The sequence below is a fragment of the Iodobacter violaceini genome (assembly GCF_011601265.1).
GTDB lineage: Bacteria > Pseudomonadota > Gammaproteobacteria > Burkholderiales > Chitinibacteraceae > Iodobacter > Iodobacter violaceini.
In genome coordinates, this window is the sequence record NZ_JAAOLX010000002.1 from 466,196 (window position 1) to 487,092 (window position 20,897).

Annotated in this window: 16 protein-coding genes; 4 read left to right on the forward strand and 12 right to left on the reverse strand. The window is 50.5% G+C overall.

Translation table 11 applies throughout. The features are described 5' to 3' along the window. Positions 1 to 60: 60 nt before the first annotated feature. From HA050_RS05740 to napF, 11 genes are all read right to left on the reverse strand, one after another. Positions 61 to 867 carry a DUF6708 domain-containing protein gene (locus tag HA050_RS05740; protein ID WP_166823214.1) on the reverse strand — a complete coding sequence of 269 codons (807 nt, stop codon included), beginning with the start codon at positions 865 to 867 and terminating at the stop codon, positions 61 to 63. A gap of 97 nt (positions 868 to 964) precedes the next feature. Further along, positions 965 to 2,071, reverse strand: coding sequence for a DUF6708 domain-containing protein (locus HA050_RS05745; protein WP_166823216.1), 1,107 nt, complete (start codon positions 2,069 to 2,071; stop codon positions 965 to 967). 5 nt (positions 2,072 to 2,076) lie between these two features. Beyond that, the gene (locus tag HA050_RS05750; RefSeq protein ID WP_166823219.1) at positions 2,077 to 4,944 is read right to left on the reverse strand and encodes a T6SS effector BTH_I2691 family protein; all 2,868 of its coding nucleotides are present in this window, start codon (positions 4,942 to 4,944) and stop codon (positions 2,077 to 2,079) included. Further along, positions 4,941 to 5,900, reverse strand: coding sequence for a DUF4123 domain-containing protein (locus HA050_RS05755; RefSeq protein WP_166823222.1), 960 nt, complete (start codon positions 5,898 to 5,900; stop codon positions 4,941 to 4,943). The genes HA050_RS05750 and HA050_RS05755 overlap by 4 nt, the downstream gene beginning before the upstream one ends. 53 nt (positions 5,901 to 5,953) lie before the next feature. Next, positions 5,954 to 8,476 carry a type VI secretion system Vgr family protein gene (locus tag HA050_RS05760; protein WP_308418890.1) on the reverse strand — a complete coding sequence of 841 codons (2,523 nt, stop codon included), beginning with the start codon at positions 8,474 to 8,476 and terminating at the stop codon, positions 5,954 to 5,956. Between the two features lie 359 nt (positions 8,477 to 8,835). Next, on the reverse strand, positions 8,836 to 10,233 hold the full coding sequence (locus tag HA050_RS05765) for an MFS transporter (protein WP_166823225.1): 1,398 nt from the start codon (positions 10,231 to 10,233) through the stop codon (positions 8,836 to 8,838). Positions 10,234 to 10,559: 326 nt separating this feature from the next. Further along, positions 10,560 to 11,258: a NapC/NirT family cytochrome c gene (locus HA050_RS05770; RefSeq protein ID WP_166823228.1), complete on the reverse strand. Its 699-nt coding sequence runs from the start codon at positions 11,256 to 11,258 to the stop codon at positions 10,560 to 10,562. Between the two features lie 12 nt (positions 11,259 to 11,270). Beyond that, positions 11,271 to 11,714, reverse strand: coding sequence for a nitrate reductase cytochrome c-type subunit (locus tag HA050_RS05775; protein ID WP_205836304.1), 444 nt, complete (start codon positions 11,712 to 11,714; stop codon positions 11,271 to 11,273). 88 nt (positions 11,715 to 11,802) lie between these two features. After that, positions 11,803 to 14,343: a nitrate reductase catalytic subunit NapA gene (gene napA / locus HA050_RS05780; protein WP_166823231.1), complete on the reverse strand. Its 2,541-nt coding sequence runs from the start codon at positions 14,341 to 14,343 to the stop codon at positions 11,803 to 11,805. Next, positions 14,340 to 14,621, reverse strand: a complete 282-nt coding sequence (locus HA050_RS05785; RefSeq protein ID WP_166823234.1) for a chaperone NapD — start codon at positions 14,619 to 14,621, stop codon at positions 14,340 to 14,342. Before HA050_RS05785 ends, napA begins: the two co-directional genes overlap by 4 nt. Then, on the reverse strand, positions 14,618 to 15,097 hold the full coding sequence (napF, locus tag HA050_RS05790; RefSeq protein WP_205836305.1) for a ferredoxin-type protein NapF: 480 nt from the start codon (positions 15,095 to 15,097) through the stop codon (positions 14,618 to 14,620). Before napF ends, HA050_RS05785 begins: the two co-directional genes overlap by 4 nt. Before the next feature lie 337 nt (positions 15,098 to 15,434). Between napF and HA050_RS05795 the strand changes: the two genes are divergently transcribed. Together HA050_RS05795 and narL are read left to right on the forward strand one after the other, a co-directional pair. Beyond that, complete coding sequence (locus HA050_RS05795) at positions 15,435 to 17,279, forward strand: HAMP domain-containing protein (protein ID WP_166823237.1); 1,845 nt, start codon at positions 15,435 to 15,437, stop codon at positions 17,277 to 17,279. A gap of 37 nt (positions 17,280 to 17,316) precedes the next feature. After that, a complete protein-coding gene (gene narL / locus HA050_RS05800) occupies positions 17,317 to 17,970 on the forward strand; it encodes a two-component system response regulator NarL (RefSeq protein ID WP_166823240.1) in 654 nt (217 codons plus the stop codon). A gap of 16 nt (positions 17,971 to 17,986) precedes the next feature. On the opposite strand, the gene moaA is transcribed toward narL, so the two are convergent. After that, the gene (gene moaA / locus HA050_RS05805; RefSeq protein WP_166823243.1) at positions 17,987 to 18,982 is read right to left on the reverse strand and encodes a GTP 3',8-cyclase MoaA; all 996 of its coding nucleotides are present in this window, start codon (positions 18,980 to 18,982) and stop codon (positions 17,987 to 17,989) included. 412 nt (positions 18,983 to 19,394) lie between these two features. On the opposite strand from moaA, the gene ccmA reads away from it, so the two are divergent. Next, positions 19,395 to 20,024 (forward strand): cytochrome c biogenesis heme-transporting ATPase CcmA, encoded by a 630-nt coding sequence (ccmA, locus tag HA050_RS05810; RefSeq protein WP_166823246.1) that lies wholly within the window; start codon positions 19,395 to 19,397, stop codon positions 20,022 to 20,024. After that, on the forward strand, positions 20,021 to 20,695 hold the full coding sequence (gene ccmB / locus HA050_RS05815; protein ID WP_166823248.1) for a heme exporter protein CcmB: 675 nt from the start codon (positions 20,021 to 20,023) through the stop codon (positions 20,693 to 20,695). Before ccmA ends, ccmB begins: the two co-directional genes overlap by 4 nt. Positions 20,696 to 20,897: the final 202 nt, after the last annotated feature.

The following is a 20,897-nucleotide window of genomic DNA, read 5'->3' on the forward strand; positions in this document are numbered from 1 at the left end:
CACCAATCAAAATGGGGGCTGTCAGATCAGGCCTGAACTTCTACACCTGATTCCACTTTCTTATTTTTGGGCCATATGGGCCAATACACCCCATGGATTGCCAATCGTAAAGAAACCAACAAAATCTGGTATGGCCTCATGCTTTAACATTTGATCCCAAGCTTTATCATGGTCACTTTTTGCCGCTTGTTTTTGTGCAAAATCAGGATCTTTAATCCCTACACCCAAGGAGTGAACCGTCGAGGGTAATTGCCCCAGCATCACTACTTTTGAAACATAAACAAATATTAAAGAATCCAAATCATATTCAACAATTACGGTAGGCCATGCATAAAATGGATTACGTTTTTTAAAGCTATTTCTAACGTACTCAATAAGACCAGGTAAATCTCTAAAAACACGGTAAACTTTTTTCTTTTTCCTATCAAAAAACAAGCTGTCGTTTTTAAGTGCAAACATATCGGCTCTAAGTTGATAAATGCCGAGATGAAATGAGAAAAATACACTTAAAATACAGATTATCAGCCCAAAACTCACCATTAGGAAAAGCACCACATCTAGATCAAAGATTGCTGCTGAAAACAACGATAGTCCAATATAAGTGCCATATAACATTACGGGAAAAAAACCAAAAATAACAAGCATTGCAAACATAGTTAAAAGGCCACGCTGATAATGAGTAGTATTGGCCAGCTCAATGGCAGCTGGATAGATCGTTTTAACTTCGCTCAGCGTACTGCCACTTTGCCGCGTGGTTGTTTTCTTATTCAGATATGTGACATTGCCCAAGCTGGATGCATTGATCAATGCTGGCGGGTATTCACCTTGCAGTACACGGTAAGCAGTGCTTGTTGCCGTTGGAGTCATGGGCTTTTATTTTTTAGATGGAATTGAATCGTTAAGCTAATTGCAGCGATTCTGCTTTATTTGCTGCTATCGCACAAGGCGATAGCAATGCAAAGGCTTATTTTTTGGGCAGTACTGGCTCTCCCCATTCGGCACGGATTTCTGGGGGAAATGGGGCTTCGAATGCGGTCTTATGCGAAAGCCAATTAAAGGTGCCCCAGAGTAAATACAAGGGGCCAAAGATAGGGAAAAACAAAAAGGAGATCACTACAAAAATAGGGTGGTCCTGATTCCATTTTTTTATTTTTGGGCCATATGGGCCAATACACCCCATAGATTGCCACCAACTATTAGGGGCAGCCTCGGCTAAAGACTCGCCAGCAGGCAAGGCTGGGCCGTTTTCTTCCATATAGGCATGCAGATAGGCCCATAATGCCTGCACGGAATATTCACTCATAACCAATGGGTTGCCAATGGTAAAGAAATCAACAAAGTCTGGTATTGTTTCGTGCTTTAGCATTTGATCCCAGGCTTTATCATGGTCACTTTTTGCCGCTTTTTTTTGTGCAAAATCAGGATCTTTAATCCCCACACCTAGGGAGTGAACCGTCGAAGGTAATTGCCCCAACATAACAACTTTTGAAACATAAACAAATATTAATGAATTCCAATCGTATTCAACAATCACGGTGTGCCAAGCATAAAATGGATTGCGTTTTTTAAAACTTTTTCTTATATAATCAATAAGCCCTGGTGTGTCACGAAAAACTCTATAAACTTTTTGCTTTTTCTTATCAAAAATCAAGCTATCGTTTTTAAGGGAAAACATATCAGCTCTAAGCTGATAAAGCCCAATATGAAGTGCATAAAACACACCTAAACCACTAAGAATAAGGAAAACAAATTTAAATAAAAAAGTAAATAGTCCTTCTATTTCCAATTCAAACAAGCAGACATACAAAGCGTATGACATAAGGGGTAAGCCCCCAAAAAAAACCAGTAGCGAAAATAAGGTGACCAAACCTCTTTGATAATGAGTTGTACTCGCCAGCTCAATGGCTTCTGGGTAAATCGTTTTAACGCCGTTCAAGCTGCTACCTTTGCACCGCTTAGTCGTTTCTTTGCTTAGGTATGCTGCAATACCAATGCTAGATACATCAATAATGCCGGGAGGGTATTCGCCCTTTAATAGGCGATAGGCTGTTGTTGAGTCAGTAGGTGTCATGGGCTTTAAGCTTTACGATATGAAATTGAATTATCTTCAATAAGGCGATCAGGTCTTGGCATAGCCTGAATTAATTCTTTATCCTTAGTTGGAGTACTAGGTACTAAAAGATTCATTAAGGCTTTTTCTTCATCCTGTGCCGTTTTAAACGCATTGTTTGAGCCAAAATAACAATCTCTAGCCCATTCTTGCAGTTTTTTTGGCGTTAACATTCCTGCACCAGAGTATGCAAGCACGCCCAGCCCCAGCAAAATCAAACCCCAGCCGGTTAAACTAATACCCAAAATTGCAATCACCCCTTCTTCGGCCACCACAGCTGCTGTAGAAACAATAACTCTTCTTGTCACCCATTTAATCACGACTTCAGTTGTTGCCCCTATACCTGCCAAACCACCTGCGCCGTATAAAAACCCTGTCGCAAACCAAGCATTAGCTGCAGCTTTGTTATGGCTAGCTTTTTGTTCACCATAAAAAACAAATGCCTGTGCGCTATCGACCAACAAAGCCCCCCAACCTGCTACACCACCTATGGTTTTCAGTACCATAGTAAGAGCACCATGCTTCGCAAATTGTGCGGCAGCAATACCTGCTATATCTCCTGTAGCCCCAACCACCCCCAAGCCATTACTGGCAATCCCAAACCAAGCATCGCGCAAAGCTTTTTGATCTTCGGGGCTGGCAGCAGCTAAAGATTTAAGGCTGCCATTTAAGCCCAGCATTTGCAGGGATAAAAAGCCGATGGCGATGCGGCCTTCTGCCTTAATAAATACTGCCTTACCGCCACGCCAGGTATTTTCTTTTGAGCTATATAAGGCTTCTTTAGCTTGCTCTGCCACATGGCTTTGCTGCGCAAACATTTTGCCAAAATCATCTGCCGATACCTTTTGTATCCCCGCTACGCCTTCTGCTGTTAAATTAAGCTTTGAGATATTCAAAGAGACTTTTTCAGCGTCTTTGAATGCAGTGGCGCTTTGTGTTGCCTGTTTCAGCTTATCGGTATCGGTGATCACATGCAGCTCAATCAGGCTTTGATTGCGCATTTTATTCATCAGTTTTTTACTTGGCGTATAACGCTTACTCACAAGTAATGCAATCGCCTCGTCAAAAGGCAAGAACACACTGACTAATAGGGGCCGAGGCTTGATCTTGGTTTTATTAAGCACTCCAGCCAGAATGTGCTCCATATTCTGGCCAAGCAAAGTCATGCCCAGTAGCTTACCTTCTATTATTTTAATGCTACTGTGCTCGCTCGCGTAGCCAACCGCCCCACCAATTAGCGCTGTAGAAACGCCCTGATGAAAGCCAAAGACCGCCTCATTCAGCCAGCTAAACTTAGGGCTAAGCTGTGGCATAAGTAAGTCTTTGAGCAAATTATAGGTTTTGGCCTGATTATCTTCGGCCACATATTCAAACAGCGATTTTTGATTAGAAAGCTGTGCACGCAGCATCACGGCATCCTGCTCACTAATTTTTTTGATTGCCTGTTTATATGCAAGCTCAGCGCTGCCAGGGCCCAAGCTGCCCCCGCCGTAAACATGAAAAGCCTCCTCGCTATAGCAAGCCCCCGCACTATGGTGGGTTTGCTTAGGATCGTTCGGGTCATTTTCATCAAAATGCAGGGCAAAACAATCAGTCACGTTTTTTTGAGATGCTGCGACGTAATCATCATCGTATGAGATGATGATCTGATCCATCTCAGCCATTTTTTTATCATACTCAAGCATAAACTGCGCACGTTTTGGCTCATCAAAATAAGTACTTAGTTTTGCCCAGTCTGTTTGGGTGCGCTCATTAGCCTTCGACTTACGAAGTTCATCATCTTCCAGCTGATAAACCTCTCCCATACTTGCTGGTGTAACAGGCTGCCCCGCATGAGTTGGCTTCCATACTGTGTCTTTTAGGCTAGGTCGAAAAGAGGGGTTAAGTTTGTTTTTGTCATATAGCGCTTTATTCATTGAGCCTATACGTCTTTGTGCCCCATCAAATAAGGTGGTTCCAGTCTTCTTATAATGATCATCACCGATGCATTTCTTTAAACCAATAAGTAAGCCTGAGCATAAGACACCCCGGCTGTAGGTGACTGCATATTCACTCTTCCTCACAAGCGCACGCATGCGCAAGTGATTGAGTTCGGCAGAAACCGCTACTGGGTCTGGCAGAGCAAACACAAGGCCTTTATCTTTGGTCTTGGGGTGCATATTGCCCAATTGCTGCATATGCCCATTCAGTTGATCCAGCGCGCCTGCTTCGCCTTTAAAGGGGAAGTAGGGATCCGCATCTTTGCCTGGGTTTACATTGCTCAGCGCATATTCAGCAACAAATTTCCCAGGGCTTTCTGCCTTGGCAACAAAGGCATTGTCTGGTGCTTTTCCACTATCTAAGTAGGCTTTAACATCAAGGCATTGCATGACTTTTGGATTGGCCTGATTCGCTTTTTTTAGCGTGTCATTCCATAAGTTGGCGCTATAAGCCAGCCATATTTTCCCCGTTTTATGCGCTTGGGGAATCGTCAGCAAACGCACTTTATGCAAATGGCCGGATTTCTTACAAGAAAAAGGCTCTGCTAAATAAAAGGAGGGATGTGAGGCAGAGTAAAGCGCCCCTTCTGGTGTAATACGATAGATATCCCAGCCATCTTTTTTGCCTGCTGGCGGTGTTTCATAAAACACGTATAAATAGCCCCGGCGCAGGGTTCGCAGTACATAACGCGATTGCTTGGGCGTAGCAAGCTGAGCCGCTTTTTGCGCAATGGCGTGCGAAAGCAGCTTTGCACTGCCGGGGGGTTGCAAATCTGCTTTGTTTGCAATTACAGAAGGGCGCACCAATAGAATAGGCAGGCCACTTTTTTCACATGCTCTACAGGTATCTGTCATTGGTTTTCTTTAGGTGGTAAGTGCAAAATGATCTGATCCCATTGGCCTGCTGTGATCTCAGCCAAGGCGGTATTTAAAGGCGTTTGAGTTTCTTTGGCGTTTTTAAAAATGGCGCCCATGGACGGGTGCTGCCAAAACTGCGGATATCGATCCGCATAGAGGGCAAAGGCCACTTGATCATCGATTTGCGGCCAGCCCGATTCCCTGGCCGTTTTAACCCATAGCCGTGCATTTAAAAACATCTGAGCATAGGGGGCTGATCGTGTGGCATACCATTGCGCTAAAGTACGGTTAATTGCCTCAGCATCGAGTATGGTTTCTGCTTCATGGGGTTTTAATGTCAGCGTTGCCTGGCTGCCCCCGGTGCTTTGTAGATGGGTGACTCTGCCGTCAACAGATAAAAAATACCAGTTGGAAACAGGCCCAAGCCACAGACTGATACGCTCTTCGCCCAGCAGCGCTAAAAGTAAGGGCAATGTTCGGGGGTCGCCTGCTCTTAAATAACACTTACCAGTTTGCCCCTTTATTCTTTGCTGCATCATTCTGGCCAGCCAAGCTGCCAGCTCTTCGCTACTCGCATGGCTTTGTAGCCAGGCGCATACAGGCAATCCGCCAAAGCCTCTCTCCAGCAGTACCAGATTATTTTCTAATGCAATCTGAATAGACTCAGCAAATAATGGGTCTTCTTTGCCCTGCAATTGCACTAAATAGGGTAATTGAGCATAGGGTAAAGGCGGCTCGTTAAAAGTCAGCATGGTGATGCTTCGCCCATCCCACGCTGCTGTGCGGGAGTCTTGCAGAGCAGGCGTGTTTTCTGGTGGCTCAGCATCTGGTCCGCCATCCAGGGGGCGTGGCTCGCCCAGCATGGGATCAATCAGCAGATAAAGAGCGCCGTCTTGTTTTGACGATCCAATTTGTGCTGCCAGCTGCGCAATATGAGTCGGTTCTATAGCCATTGGAGGCCATTGGTCAAAGAGTGCTGTGTTTTGCATTAATTTTGGCCTGTGTATCAAAGAACGGCTGCACCGCCCGCAGCGGCATCTTTCATTTTTTGTGAACAATCCTTAGCTTTAACAAAGGGTACAAATTGGGGCGTTAAGCTCGCTGGCCCGCTTATATCGTGATTAGCGCCTTTCACCGTGACCGTGCCTGGGCAGTGAATCTCGATATCGCCGCCTTTTAGCCGGATATACCCGCCACCCGCCGTAACTAAAATTTCATCTTTAGCTGAAATACTGAGCAGCCCTTTGCAAGCAGTCACTTTCAGGTCTTTATCACCCGTAATTTCAATATCATCGCTTTGCGCTTGTAACTGGATTTTGCCTTTGGCTGCGATCAGTTTTAAAGCAACTTTGTCTTTTACCCCTGCCACAAACAGGCTGATGTTCTGGCGGACGTTGTGAATCCAGCGGCGGCCAGAAGTTTGGTTGGTGTCTCTTTGGGCGACCAGATCTAAGTTAGTACCTGCGGTGAGGGTTTGGCTTTGTGGGCTGGTGATAGCCACGCCGTCGGTCCCGTGCAGCAGAATGATGTTCTGCTGGCCTGCTTGCTTTTCGGACTGGCTTTTACTGTCTTTATCCGTATTTGTGCCTGCTTCAAGGCTTTTACTGGCGTGGACGTGGTGATGTAGATGGCCTTGGTTGTTTTTGTCACCCGCGCTATTGTCCGGATTAATTGTATTGCCTTCGCCGGTTTCTATGCTGTCGGCAAGCTGGTTGGTGGCCGTTTCACCCAGGCTTTGGGCTAGTGAAAGGGCGGATTCAAGTTGGCTTTGGGCGGGGCTGCGGTCGAGTTGCTTGCCACTGGCGCCGCTTTTGGCTTCGGTACTGATCAGCAGACCGTTGGCGCGGATTGCACCTTGGTTATCGGTGCGTAATTCAAAGCCTTCACCGCGTGGCTCGCCCTTGCCGTCGGTTCTTGGGTGGATCAGATAACCCAGGTTGAGCTGGGTTTTGCCGTGTTCGCTGGATAATTTGGTACGGACTTCACCCTTTGTATCATCAAACAGCAGCTCGCCATACTGGCCACCTTCATGCTCTTTGGTTTTGATGCCAGACAGCGTTTTGTTGGCGGGCAATGCGCCTGCGCCGCTAAAACTAGGCGTTGCATGTGAGCCGTTGTAGACCACACCAGTGACTATAGGGCGGTCGATATCTCCCTCAATAAAGCTGATTGTCACTTCCTGGCCGATGCGCGGGATGAACTGATGCCCCCATCCTGCACCCGCCGATGGCGCGGCAACGCGTATCCAGCATGATGATTTGTCATCCAGGTTTGCGCCAAACTCGGGGTGCTCTTGAACGCGCTGCCAGTGCAGCTGAATTCTGATGCGCCCCAGCTCGTCGGTATGGACTTCTGATCCGGCAGGGCCCACTACCGTGGCAGTTTGCAGGCCAGGGCTGGTGGGCTTGGTAAATTCTTGCCCGCCCGAATGGCTGAGCACGGGCTGGCCGCGTCTTTGGGCGGTGAAATCGGCTTGGTAAGGCGGGTTATCTTTACCCGAAGTGGCAAGCAGGCCGGGTGCGACCATACCAAGTTGCCGGGTTAAATCAGGCGGTAAATTATTGTTTGCGGTGAATTTAAGCTCAGTGATAGCAAATTCGCGCTGCTCTGCGCTATCCCATTCGTGCGCGGGGTGATCTTCCAGGCGGAACCACTGCCCTGCCTGCAAGGCACGCAATGTGCCAGAGCCGGTAAACGATTTCTTTTGCCCGTCTAAAGCATCCTGACGCAGCCTGGCATCATTGCTGAGCTGCTCCGAATCGCTGGCGTAATAATGCGTTTGCGGGTCGTAATATTCGAGGCTGGATTGTATTTGCTGCCCGCCATCGCCCTGATCAATGGCGCTGTCGCTTAAGCTGTGGCTGGTATTGGCGGCTTTGTAATCAAAGCTGGCAAGGGCTACCGAGCTGCTGCCAATTTGCCGCTGGCTGTTCCACCCGGTGAGCGAATCGCTTTCTTCTGTGGCGTCCGCCCGGTGGAATCTCACCACCGGTTCTGCTGCTTCGGGCAGGCCAAAGGCATCATCAAATACAATAAGCTGAACCTGAGGTGTATCTCCGGCCAAATGCTCAAAGCGCCAGGCCAGGCTGCTTTCTTTCATTAAGCGGCACAGAAAGGCGTAGTCATCTTCGCGGTATTGCAGGCAGTAAGAGCGCGGCGGGTATTCTGCTGATAGTTTGAAATCCAGCGTTTGTACCGAGGCAAACACAGGGTTTTTGGCCTGATGCTCAGCCAAGACTTGTTTCACTATATCGGGGACGGATAAATCCTGGAATACGCGGGAAGTACGGCGGTATCTGAGCAGCGCGAATGGTGGCTCTGCGGTAATGGAGTATTTAGCGAAGCCGCCATCCGAGCCTAAAAGCTGCGCCTGCGAGATCACGCCACAGCGCTCGATTATATCGCCATTGGCATCGGCCACTGCCAGAACAACCGGCAGGCCAAGCAGCGATTTAAGCTCTAAGGCCGCATCGGATGAGAGGCAATCAATCAGATAGCGATAAGCCTGATTAATCCCCTCGCTGCCTATTACGCGCTGAGGTAAAAGCTACTCGCCCCACGCTGCGCCATCGCCCAGTTGCAAAGAGATTAAACGCTGGTTTTGAGAAAAAGCGGCGGCAAAGGAAGCAAGTAGCTGATCGGGGCCCACGGTAATTCCACTATTTTATCAATGCCGCAGATTACCCGATGATTTAGCGCCCCGTCGCAATAATTACAAAAGCTTGTGATTATTAACAATATTTCATACTAAATTAGTAAGTATTACTACTTAGTACTTGATTGTAAATAAGAAATTACCAAACCCGCCTGATGCCAGACCGCAAGTTAAATAACAGAGAGGCCAGCAACATACCGGCCCCCTGCTCTTTAGAAAATAAATAAATCAGCTTATGAGATCACACTCAATTCCTGCACCGGCTTAAGACGGCCAAACACCGCCATCATCAATAAAACGGCCGGAAAAGAAAAAATCAGCATGGCAGACACCAGGCCATATTGATCAGCGTAAAAACCTGGCGGCAAAGACATTAAAGCCAGAATCAGGGTAGTACTTTGGTAAGAAAATACCGATGCAGCGCCAATCTCATCTTCGGAAAAATAAGTCAGCATGGTGGAATAAGACACCGCGAATAAAATATTCGAAAAAATATGGGCCAGAATCACCGCCAGAATAAGCAAAGGTAAATAGCGGGTATAAAACGCAAATAAATACATCAGAAAAAAACCCAGGCCCAGTAAAGATTTACCCGGTGCAGAGTGAAATACGCGATCAATCATACTTTGGCTGGTCAGCAGCGGGCCAATCAACTGGCCAAGGCAGCGGGCAAAGAGCAGAATTAATACGGGATTAATAATCAGCCCCAGCACTTTAAAATCATTAAATTCCATGCCCTTTACCGGCAGCAGGGCCATGGCTGGTGCCGCAATCAAAGTCAGCATGGGCATGATCATTAAGATGGCTTTTTTATCTGGCCTCAAAGAGAAAAACCGCAGTTTCACAACTGTTTCCTGATCAATACGATCAAGCGCTGCATCCACAATTAAAGAGCGGGCAAAGAGCAAGCACACAAGCGATAATAAATAAGAGAGCGCATCAATTGCAAAATAGAGCTGGCTGCTGAGTAAAGGATAAAGCACCCCGCCGATACCCGTGCCCACAATGGCAATTGCAGAAAAAGTAATGGTTTCTATTCTGGCCAGATGCAAATAGTCTGCCTCGCCAAAGCCGCGCTTATTGATAAGGTGGTAAGCAGATACCGCCAGCCCGGTACACAGCCCCGGCAGGGCTAATGCCATGCTGAGCATCTGCACATTACCTGTTTCCAGCGCATAAAAAGGCAGTAATAAAGACAATGCACCGGCTATTTCGGCGGCAATCAGCACAGAAAAGGGCCTGTACCATTTGCCCAGATACTTGCCCATTTCAGAGCTGAATAGCGTGGGCACCACCGACATTGAAAAGGTAAGCGCAAAATCAGATGGATTTGCCGCCGTTTTGGATAAAGCCCCAAAGACCGCCACGGCGGTTAATCCGGAGCCAATACTGGTAATCAAGATGGAAAGGGTAAACCACAGATACCAGCGGGAAGACATTAATAATTTAATCATCATCATTCCAATACGCAGCCGCCAGCATTGCCGCATCGGTGGGCAATGGCAAACGAGCGGGGATAAGACCCAAACAGCAGGAAGCTCCGGGCGCACGCCGTGCCTGAGCAATGCGATTGCCTGAGCGATCACGACGGGGCGGGCAGGCTTAGCAGCGCGCAACACGCGCCACAGCACAAGCTGAGCCCTAAGAAACGCCAGCGGTTTGGATTGCAACAGATGGCCGCAAACGGCCCTGCCTGGTAAAGGCTAGTGGGGAGTCTTCACAGATGCATCAGCAGAGCAGGCTGCTAAATAAGGGGTCGCACGGAACATTCGTGGATATCTTGTTATCGGATGAATAGTGAATTTACCAGAGTGAAAGCATGCCGTAAACATATATCGGGCGTATCTTAATAAAGTACATGCTTTTGCAATATGCAAATGAAAAAAACGGGCATCCGCGGATGCCCGTTTTTACACACTAAACTCATGCCTTTAATTAAGAGTGCGGCGTGCTGCGCTTACTGCGTCCCTGCAATCTCTTCATCGCTGGCGTTTTCTGCCTTTACTGCGGGCTTAGGCGATGCGGGATGCATCACGTCTTTGCTTACACCCTTGCCATCGGGTCCTACGTTTTGATTAACGGCGGGCAAATGATGGGCGATGCCTTTATGGCAATCGATACAGGTCATGCCTTCGGATAAGCCTTTTTGGTGGGCATTAGCCGAGCGGGTGTTTTGCTCCATATAGTCAAAATATTCGTAGTTATGGCAGTTGCGGCAGGCTTTGGAATCGTTGGCTTTCATCCTGTCCCACTCGTGCTGCGCCAGCTCGATACGCTTATCTAAGAATTTCTCACGCGTATCAATAAAGCCGGTGAGCTTGCCCCACACTTCTTTGGAAGCCTCAAGCTTACGAATCATTTTTGGGCCCCATTCGTGCGGCACATGGCAATCCGGGCAGGTGGCACGCACGCCAGAGCGATTGGTGTAGTGCACGGTCTCCTGGTATTCCGGATACACATTGCTGGCCATTTCGTGGCAGCTTAAACAGAATTTCTCGGTATTGGTCATTTCCAGCGCAGTGTTAAAGCCCCCCCAGAAGATAATCCCCACAAAAAACGCCACAATCACGCCGATATAGCCAATACGCAGGCTGCGCAGCTTTTCTATTCGCGCACAAAGCCGCGCTTTGAATGAGGGCTTGCTTTCATCGCTCATTTTTTAGTCCTTTTACTTAACCATGCCGGTCGCGGGCTTAAAGGTATTGCCAACCAGAGGTTTGGCATCCGTTTGCGGTACATGGCATTGCTGGCAGAAATAACGGCGCGGCGAAATATTGGTCAGCTCGGTGCCGCCACGGGTTTTAAAGTGGGTAATCGATACCTTGGTGGCGCCCGTATCTGCCGTGCGGTCCCAGCTATGGCAATCAAGGCATTTATTAAACTCTTTGGTAATCAGATAGCCCTTGGTGGTGTGCGGGATCAGCGGCGGCTGCTGCACAAACTGCCTTGGCAAAGGCTTGCGGTCTTTTTCCCAGCGATAGTTTTCAGAAGGCGCGTCGCCTTTCACGGCCTCGCTGCCACGCAAGGATTTCATGGTTTCAGCCTGCGCCACGGGGGTGCAGAGCATACAGAAGCCCAGCAACATCGCCAGCATCGTCTTTAATTTTTTCATTTTTTTCTCCTTTGAGTCTGCGTGGCGCACTGCGCCCGTCTGGCGGCCAAAACTGCCGCTCGCCGGGCTTAGCGTGCGCCCTTCAATATCAGGCCTTCACCACTTTCACCGCGCATTTTTTAAAGTCGGTTTGTTTGGATATCGGGCAGGTGGCATCCAGCGTCAGCTTATTCACCAGGCGGCCTTCGTCAAAGAAAGGGATAAAAATCAGCCCCATTGGCGGTTTATTGCGGCCACGAGTTTCTAAGCGGGCTTGGATATCCCCGCGGCGGGATGAAACTTTCACCAGCATGCCGCGCTGTAAGCCGCGTTTTTTGGCGTCGTTCGGGTTCATGAACACCATCGCCTCTGGCACGGCTTTATGCAGCTCCGGCACGCGGCGCGTCATGGTGCCGGTATGCCAGTGCTCCAGCACACGGCCAGTACAAAGCCACATATCAAAGTTGGCATCCGGCATTTCCGGCGGGGCCTGATAAGGCAGGGCAATAATATTGGCGCGGCCATCTTTATTACCGTAGAAACGCACGCCCTCGCCTTTTTTCACGTAAGTATCGTAGCCCTCGCGATAGCGCCATTTGGTTTCTTTGCCATTCACCACCGGCCAGCGCAAACCACGCACCTGGTGATACAGATCAAACGGTGCTAAATCGTGGCCATGGCCGCGGCCAAACTGGGCGTACTCTTCAAACAAGCCTTTCTGGATATAAAACCCGGCCAGTTTGGCTTCCACGTTTTCAAAGCCTTTAAACTGGTCTGCCGCTTTAAATTTATCGACATTGCCATTTACATACAGCACGTCGTACAGGGTTTTGCCTTTTACTGCAGGCTGCTTGGCAATTAAGTCGGCGGGCCAAACGTCTTCTACCTTAAAGCGCTTGGCAAACTGCATCAGCTGCCACAAGTCAGACTTGGCGTCACCCGGCGCATCCACCTGCTGACGCCACAGCTGGGTACGGCGCTCGGCATTACCAAAGCCACCTTCTTTTTCTACCCACATTGCCGTTGGCAAGACCAGATCGGCAGCCAGTGTGGATGCGGTTGGATAAGGATCAGACACCACAATAAAGGTGTCTGGCCTGCGCCAGCCAGGATAGAGTTCTTCATTAATATTTGGGCCGGCCTGCATATTGTTATTACACATCTGCCAGTAGGCTTTTACCTTGCCATCTTTAATCGCCCGCGCCATGGCTACGGCGTGCAAACCAATTTTGCCAGGGATGGTGCCATCAGGAATGCGCCAGATTTCTTCGGCATGTTTGCGGTGCTCAGGATTCGTCACCACCATATCGGCAGGCAGACGGTGAGCAAAAGTGCCCACTTCACGCGCCGTACCACAGGCCGAAGGCTGGCCTGTTAAGGAAAACGGGCTATTGCCCGGCTCGGCAATCTTGCCGGTCAGCAAATGAATGTTGTAAATCATATTGTTCGCCCATGTGCCACGGGTGTGCTGATTAAAACCCATGGTCCAGAACGAGGTGACTTTGATTTTTGGATCGGCGTACAGCTCGGCCAGCGCAATCAGCCGGTCTTCGGGAATGCCGCAAAGCTTGCTGACTTTATCCACCGTGTAATCGGATACGAATTTGGAAAACTGCTCGAATGAGCCGTCTTTCATATCATTAGGGTTGGTTCTGGGTTTACCACTTGCATCCGGATAACCATTGGCTTTGGCATTGACTTCTAATGGATTTTTTGGGCGGAGGCCGTATCCGATATCGGTCTCACCAATTTTGAAATTACAGTGATCTTTTACAAACTTTTGATTAACGCGACCAGTTTTGATGATGTGGTGGCAGATAAAATTCATCATTGCCAGATCGGTTTGCGGAGTAAACACCAGGCCATAGCCAATATCGGCCAGCTCGAACGAGCGGTGCTCATAAGTCGATAACACAGCGACTTTTACTTTAGGGTTAGATAAACGCCGGTCGGTAATACGGCTCCATAAAATCGGGTGCATTTCTGCCATATTCGAGCCCCACAGCACAAAGGCATCTGCGGCCTCGATGTCGTCGTAACAGCCCATAGGCTCATCCATACCAAAGGTACGCATAAAGCCGGTTACCGCGCTGGCCATACAGTGACGAGCGTTGGGGTCAATATTATTGGATCTGAAGCCTGCCTTCATCAGCTTGGATGCGGCATAGCCCTCGTAAATGGTCCACTGCCCCGAGCCAAACATCGCTACTGATTCCGGCCCGCTGGTTTTAATCGCGTCTTTCCATTTAAGCTCCATAATGGCAAAGGCTTCATCCCAGCTTACGGGAGTGAATTCACCATCTTTGTGATACTGGCCGTTTTTCTTACGCAGCAAGGGCTGGGTTAAGCGGTCTTCGCCATACATAATTTTGGAAAGGAAATACCCTTTTACACAATTTAAACCCCGGTTTACTTCTGCATCAGGATCACCTTGTGTGGCCACTACACGGCCATTTTGGGTGCCCACGAGTACTGCACAGCCCGTACCGCAGAACCGACAGGGTGCTTTATCCCAGCGAATGGCGCTTTGACCATCGCCCGCCGTGGCCGGCATAGGCTTAGGCGCAGCGCCAGCCAGCGGGATACCCGCACTGGCTGCCGCAGCAGCTACGGCAGAAATTTTAATAAACTCACGGCGGTCCAAGCTCATGATGAGCGCTCCTCAGATTTTTTTGATTTCAATGAAGGGGGTGGTGGCATTTCTTCGTCGCAATACTCATAAGCCAGTGTGGCCGATGCAATATGGGGAATATCCTGAATTTTTTTGAGCAGATCAGAGGACCGGACACCGGGCACATCCTCGATAGTAATAATCAGCCGCCCTTCATGCTCTAGGTGTAACTCCACCCCTGGCACGGCAAGGACTGCAGCTTTGACGACTTCCAGATGATCGGGAACGGCCCGGATCACCATGCTGAAAATATTCATGCGATCAACTCCAACAAACGAATACTCTGGCTTGGGCAGGATGAAACACAGGCACCACAGCCGGTGCATTGCTCAGCACTCACAAGGGGATGGGCCACTTTGCCAACGGCCAGCTGAAAACGAATCGCCTGCTCATCACAGACCTCACCACAAATCCGGCATTCAACACCGCGATCGGCCAGGCAGCTGGCATTGATTTGTGCGTAGATTTTCCAGGGCGGGCTGATGCTTTGATCAAGCGCCAAAGGCGTACAGGCGCGCGCGCAATCGCCGCAAAAAGTGCATTCGGCCTGAGCAAAATCCACCACAGGGAAACCACCCTCACCTGTTTTGATAATTTGCTGCGGGCATGCGCGTATGCAATCGCCACAATGTGTGCAGCGATCAGCAAAAGACGTGCTTGCCCAGGGGGGGCGCGGCGCAGCGGGCGTTTGCGGGCGGCGGCCAAAAAGTAAATTACGGCGGGAAGGATCCACAACGGCAATTCATCCGGATGAGTAAGTTTTTAAGACTAGGCTGCAGCTGTAATACATACAATGCCTCTTTAGAGGTGTAAGGCGTAGTGCCCGCCACACCCCTACCCACTTAGGGGTAATCTCAACAAATCAAAGACTTGCCTCACTCAGAAAGCACATGGCGAAATGCAGGCAATTAAGCTATGTTTTGCTACCTTGCCCTATGCCAGCCCTTATCTGGCGGCATTTCAGGCAGCCGTCCCCAAAAAAACAGGTCTGGCAGGCCACATGCCTTTCAAGCTTAAAAATGAGCCCCCTGCCGCAGGTCGGCAGAAATGGAAATTTGGAGGTAGTGCGTATGCGTATTGGGGATTTTTTCCGCCAGGCGTCAATTTTGCAGTTTATTGCCCGTGCCTTATTACTGATGGTTTTGCCCGCGTTTCTGGCTTTCTTTATGAGCTGGAGCACTGTCGTGCGCTCCACGGGTGAAGGCGCGGCAATTAATCTGGCGGGCTCCTTACGTAAGCAGGTGTATTTAATTGTGGCCACCCACCAATCGCCGCCTGCCCCGGTACCCGGCAGCCGCCCCCTGCTGCAAGAAGTGGTCGATGAATTTGAACAACGCCTTTACCACCCCATTCTGCTGAATAACCTGCCTGATCAGGCGGATGATCCGGTACGCACCCACTACAACCGCATGGAAATGACCTGGCGTACCGAAGTCAAAAATGACTTATCCCAGCTCAACAGCCTGCCCGATGGCAGCCTGCTGCTCAGAGCCATTCGCTTTGTCTCTTTAATTGATGCCTATGTAGAGGCGATAGAGGCCAGGCACGAAGCGCGGCTGATCTGGCTGGGGCGCATTCAATGGATTAGCCTGGGCATTATGCTGATTGTGCTGATGGGCACTTTGCGCTGGCTTTCACAACGCGTTACCCGGCCGCTGATCGCCATGGCCCATACCGCCAGCAAAGTAAAAAATGGTGATTTAAGTGTGCGGGCTCCAGAAGACGGCGCGGGTGAAATCACCCAGCTTGGCCAGGCCATTAACCATATGGTGGCCGAACTGGCGCGTGGCATTGGCGAGCTGGAATCGCGAGTCAGCGAAAAAACCAAGGCCTTATCGCAAAACCAGCGCAGCCTGGAGCTTCTCTACCGTATTAAACAGCGCTTATCTGATCAGGAGCCGGATCAGACCACCTTTGATGAAGTATTAAGCGATATAGGCAGCGTGATCGGGCTGGAACACGCCGCCATTTGCATCACCGAAACAGAACAGGCCCCGCTGGCCTTTCGCCTTGCCGTGATCGCCAATCAGCCCAGCGCACATTGCGATCAAAGAGCCTGTGCCAGCTGCAGCGAAGCCACAGGCTCGCCCGCTCAATCCAGCAATTACCCTGTTTTTCAGCTGACTGACGGGCGAAAAAACTACGGCATTATGCCCATTCAACTTAAGCCCGGCCAAAAACTAGCCGATTGGCAACAGCAATTACTGGAAGCCGTGGCGCGACAAATTGGCACAGCGCTGGCCAATGCCAAACGCACGCAGGCACTGCACCGCCTGGCACTGCATGAAGAACGATCGGTGATTGCGCGCGAGCTGCATGATTCTTTAGCGCAATCTCTATCTTATTTAAAAATCCAGGTGGTGCGCCTGCAAACCGAATTCCCCGAAGCGGCCCGCAGCGCCACAGCAGAAGCCGTGCTCACAGAATTACGCCAGGGATTAAATGATGCTTACCGCCAGCTGCGCGAGCTGCTCAATACTTTTCGCCTGCAAATGCACGAGCGGGGGCTGGCCGAAGCGCTGGAGCAAACCGTGCAGGAATTCTCTGAGCGGGCAGCGCATCCGGTACTGCTGGACAATCAGCTGATGGGGGTTGAGCTGAGCGCCCATGAAGAAATCCACATTCTGCAAATAGTGCGTGAAGCACTCGCCAATATCGAACGCCACGCCCATGCTAAGCACGCATGGGTCACGCTGACCTGGCTGAACCACACCATTTTGGTCACCATCAGAGACGATGGCCTGGGCATCAAAGACCACCCGGATAAAAAACAGCACTATGGCTTAGGCATTATGCGCGACCGCGCCCACAGCCTGCACGGAGAGCTGGGCATCGCCCGCCAGCTTCCCAGTGGCACCCTGGTCTCCTTACAATTCACGCCGAATACCCTTGTGGCAAAAGGCAACTCACAATGATCCCCCGATATGCCGCAGCGGCAAAAGGAAGTGCAATATGAGCGACAAATATACCGTGGTGGTGATTGATGATCACCCCCTGTTTCGCAAAGGCGTGATCCAGCTTTTAGCCTTAGACAGCCGGTTTAACATCGTTGGCGAAGCCGCAAGCGGCTCAGAGGGCCTGCTTGTGGTGGAAGCCAATAATCCGGATCTGGTCATTCTGGATTTAAACATGAAAGAGATGGATGGCATTGCCACCTTGCGTGCCATTAAAGAGCTGGATCTGGATTCACGGGTGGTGATGCTCACCGTATCCGATCAATCATCCGATCTGGTTGCAGCAGTGCGGGCAGGTGCCGATGGCTATTTACTCAAAGATATGGAGCCGGAGGAAATCGTAGCCAGCCTGGCCGAGGCACTGGATGGCCAGATGGCCATCCCGGAGCGGCTTGGCCGCGTCCTGGCCTTAGCGATGCGTGAAGACGATGGCAGCGAGCGCAATGCCATGATGGCATCCCTCACTGAACGGGAACGGGAAATCCTGGGCTGTCTCGCCAATGGGTTATCCAACAAACTGGTCGGCAGAGAGCTGGGTATTGCGGAAGGCACGGTGAAAGTGCACGTCAAAAGCCTGCTCAGAAAACTAAACTTCCGCTCCCGATTGGAAGCGGCAATTTGGGCTGTGGAGCAAGGGATAAAGCTGGGGTAATAGCTATTTTAAAAAATCAGCCCCCCGTTTGGGACATAAAGCGGATGATTTTTCCGGGTTGCTCTTTAAACTCGTGGCGCTCTGGTTTTAGCTCGATGGCGGATTTGAGCGCGGCTAAGAGCTCTGCATCGCTTGCCCCGCCCCGCAGCAGCGGTGCAAATTCAAACTTTTCTTCCTGGCCCAGGCACATATATAAAGTGCCATCCACGGCCAGCCTGACCCGATTACAGGTGGCACAAAAGTGCTGCGAAATCGGCGTAATAAAGCCAACCCGCCCGCTGCCGTCGCAGGTTTGCCAGTAACGCGCAGGCCCGCCGCCCAACTCGGCCACTTCTGGAATCAGGCCAAACTCTGCAACCAGCTGTTCACGCACAGGGTTTAAATCTAAATACTGCGCATTGCGGCCAGTGCTGCCCATGGGCATGGCTTCGATCAGGCGCAAAATAAAATCATTCTCAAGGCAAAACGCCACCATGCGCTTGATTTCATGCTCGTTCACACCGCGCATCGCCACCATATTGAGCTTAATCGGGTCAAAGCCAGCGGCCTTGCCCGCCATAATCCCAGCCATAATGGCGTCGAAACTATCGCGGCCGGTAATCGTATTAATACAGCCTTTATCCAGCGAATCGAGGCTGACATTGATGCGCTTCACGCCAGCGGCTTTTAGCGCTGCGGCATGTTTGACCAGTTGCGTTGCATTAGTTGAGAGCGATAAATCTTCCACCCCTGGAAGCGCAGATAATCTGGCCGCCAGCTCAGGTAAGTTATGCCGCAGCAAAGGCTCGCCCCCGGTCAGGCGCACGCGCGAAACACCTGCTTGGGCAAAGATGCCCACCAGGCGAGTCATTTCATCAAAGCTCAGCCAGTTTGCAGGCTCTTCATAACCATTAAAGCCTTTAGGCAGGCAGTAATTACAGCGCAAATCACAGCGATCCGTTACCGATAAACGCAGGTAGCGTATGGCGCGGCCAAAGCGATCTTGTAAGGGAGCAATCGGTGAGGCAAACATCAGGCTTCCTTAAATCGGAGGAGAAAGCAGCTTTCAATGAAGCTCATCATTAGTCGCACTATATGGCGATTTATGACAGGTCAACAACGTATATTCTGACAATCTGCAGCAGGGAATTTATTGCAGATGACTGCGCAGGCACAAAAACGTACCCCACCCTGCCCATACATACACCCTTTAAACATTCCCAAATCGTCACCTCCCACTATAACGCCAAGCCTGTGAGTTAGCCTGTTGCATTTAGGACTACCTCTTCTGAGATAGGCCCAAATACCTGTCAGCAAAAAGCGCTACATCCCTATACTGGGATCTGTTGGCGTTTCATTCACCATTGCGCTGAGCCAGAAAACTTGCCAGGCAAAAAAACATCGATGTCTAAGCTGCTTTTTCCAACTTGACTGACTACTGACCCATGCTTTCTGTATCCAGACTTTCAGCAGAGCGCGCTGATCGCCCCCTTTTTACCGACCTGTCTTTTGCCCTGAATGCGGGGCAATGCCTGCACCTGCGCGGCGCGAACGGTGCGGGTAAAACGAGCTTGCTTAAAATGCTGGCGGGGCTGAGCACGGCGCAGGCTGGCGAAATCACCTGGCAGGGCAAGGCATTGGCAGCTTGGGGCGATGATTACTACGCCGCGCTGCATTACCTGGGCCACAAAGATGGCTTAAAAGATTTACTCAGCCCGCTGGCCAATTTAAAGCTTGCGGCCGATGTGTCAGGGCAGGCTTTAAGCGAAGCTTCTGCTCTTAAAACGCTGGCCCAGGCAGGCCTCATCCGGCAGAGCGACCTGGCTGTCCGCACCCTGTCGCAAGGGCAAAAAAAACGCGCTGCGCTGGCAAAACTACTCGCCATAAGCCGCCCGCTCTGGCTGCTGGACGAGCCTTTTGTGGCGCTCGATCAAGCCGCACAAAATCAGTTGGGTGAGTGGATAGCCCAGCATACCCGCTGCGGCGGCATGGTGATTCTGACCTCGCATCAGGCCCTGCCTGATGCCATTCAAAACATTATTGAGCTGGATTTAAGCCAGGACAGCGCAGCATGAGCAGCACGCGCTTCTTTTTCGCGATTGTTCGCCGCGATTTATTACTGGCCTGGCAGCAGCGCGGCGATTTGCTGGTGGGCGTGGTGTTTTTTGTTTTAGTCGCCTGTCTGTTTCCACTCGCCATCGGCCCCGAGCCTAAGCTGCTGGCCCGTATCGGCCCTGGCGTGCTGTGGGTGGCGGTCATCCTCGCCAATCTGCTTGCCCTGCCCCGGCTATTTAATAACGACTGGCAAGATGGCAGCCTGGAGCAGCTTTTAATCGCCCCAGCCCCAGCCAGTGTGATGGTGGCAGGCAAGCTGACCGCCCACTGGCTGACCACCGGCATCCCGCTCACCTTGATCGCCCCCCTTTTAGGCATTCAATACGGGCTGGAAAGCGACACCCTGCTGATGCTGATGGCCAGCTTACTGCTCGGCACACCTGCGCTCAGCGCATTAGGCAGCATAGGCGCAGCGCTGACTTTGGGCGTACGTCAGGGAGAGATGTTATTGGCGCTGTTGGTCTTGCCGCTTTATGCACCAGTACTGATTTTTGGCAGCGGCGCTGTCGCCGCGGTGGCTGGCGGCTTATCTGGCATGGCCGAGTTATCCTTGCTCGCCGCCATTCTTTGCGGAACGCTGTTTCTTGCACCCTGGCTGGCGGCGATGGCGGTGAGACTGGCGGTTGAATAGCCAGGCTTAATACTTGATGTTACACAACGAAAACCCAAATTTTGAACAACAAAACACACAGAGTTTCACAGAGAAAAACAAAATTTGAATGAAGCTATTTTGCAAGGGTCCGGCGGGACGCCCGCACCAAAAACAACGTGCCGAAAGCACTAAAAAGAAGATCGCTGAATATCATCAGTTAATACTATGACAAATGGACTAA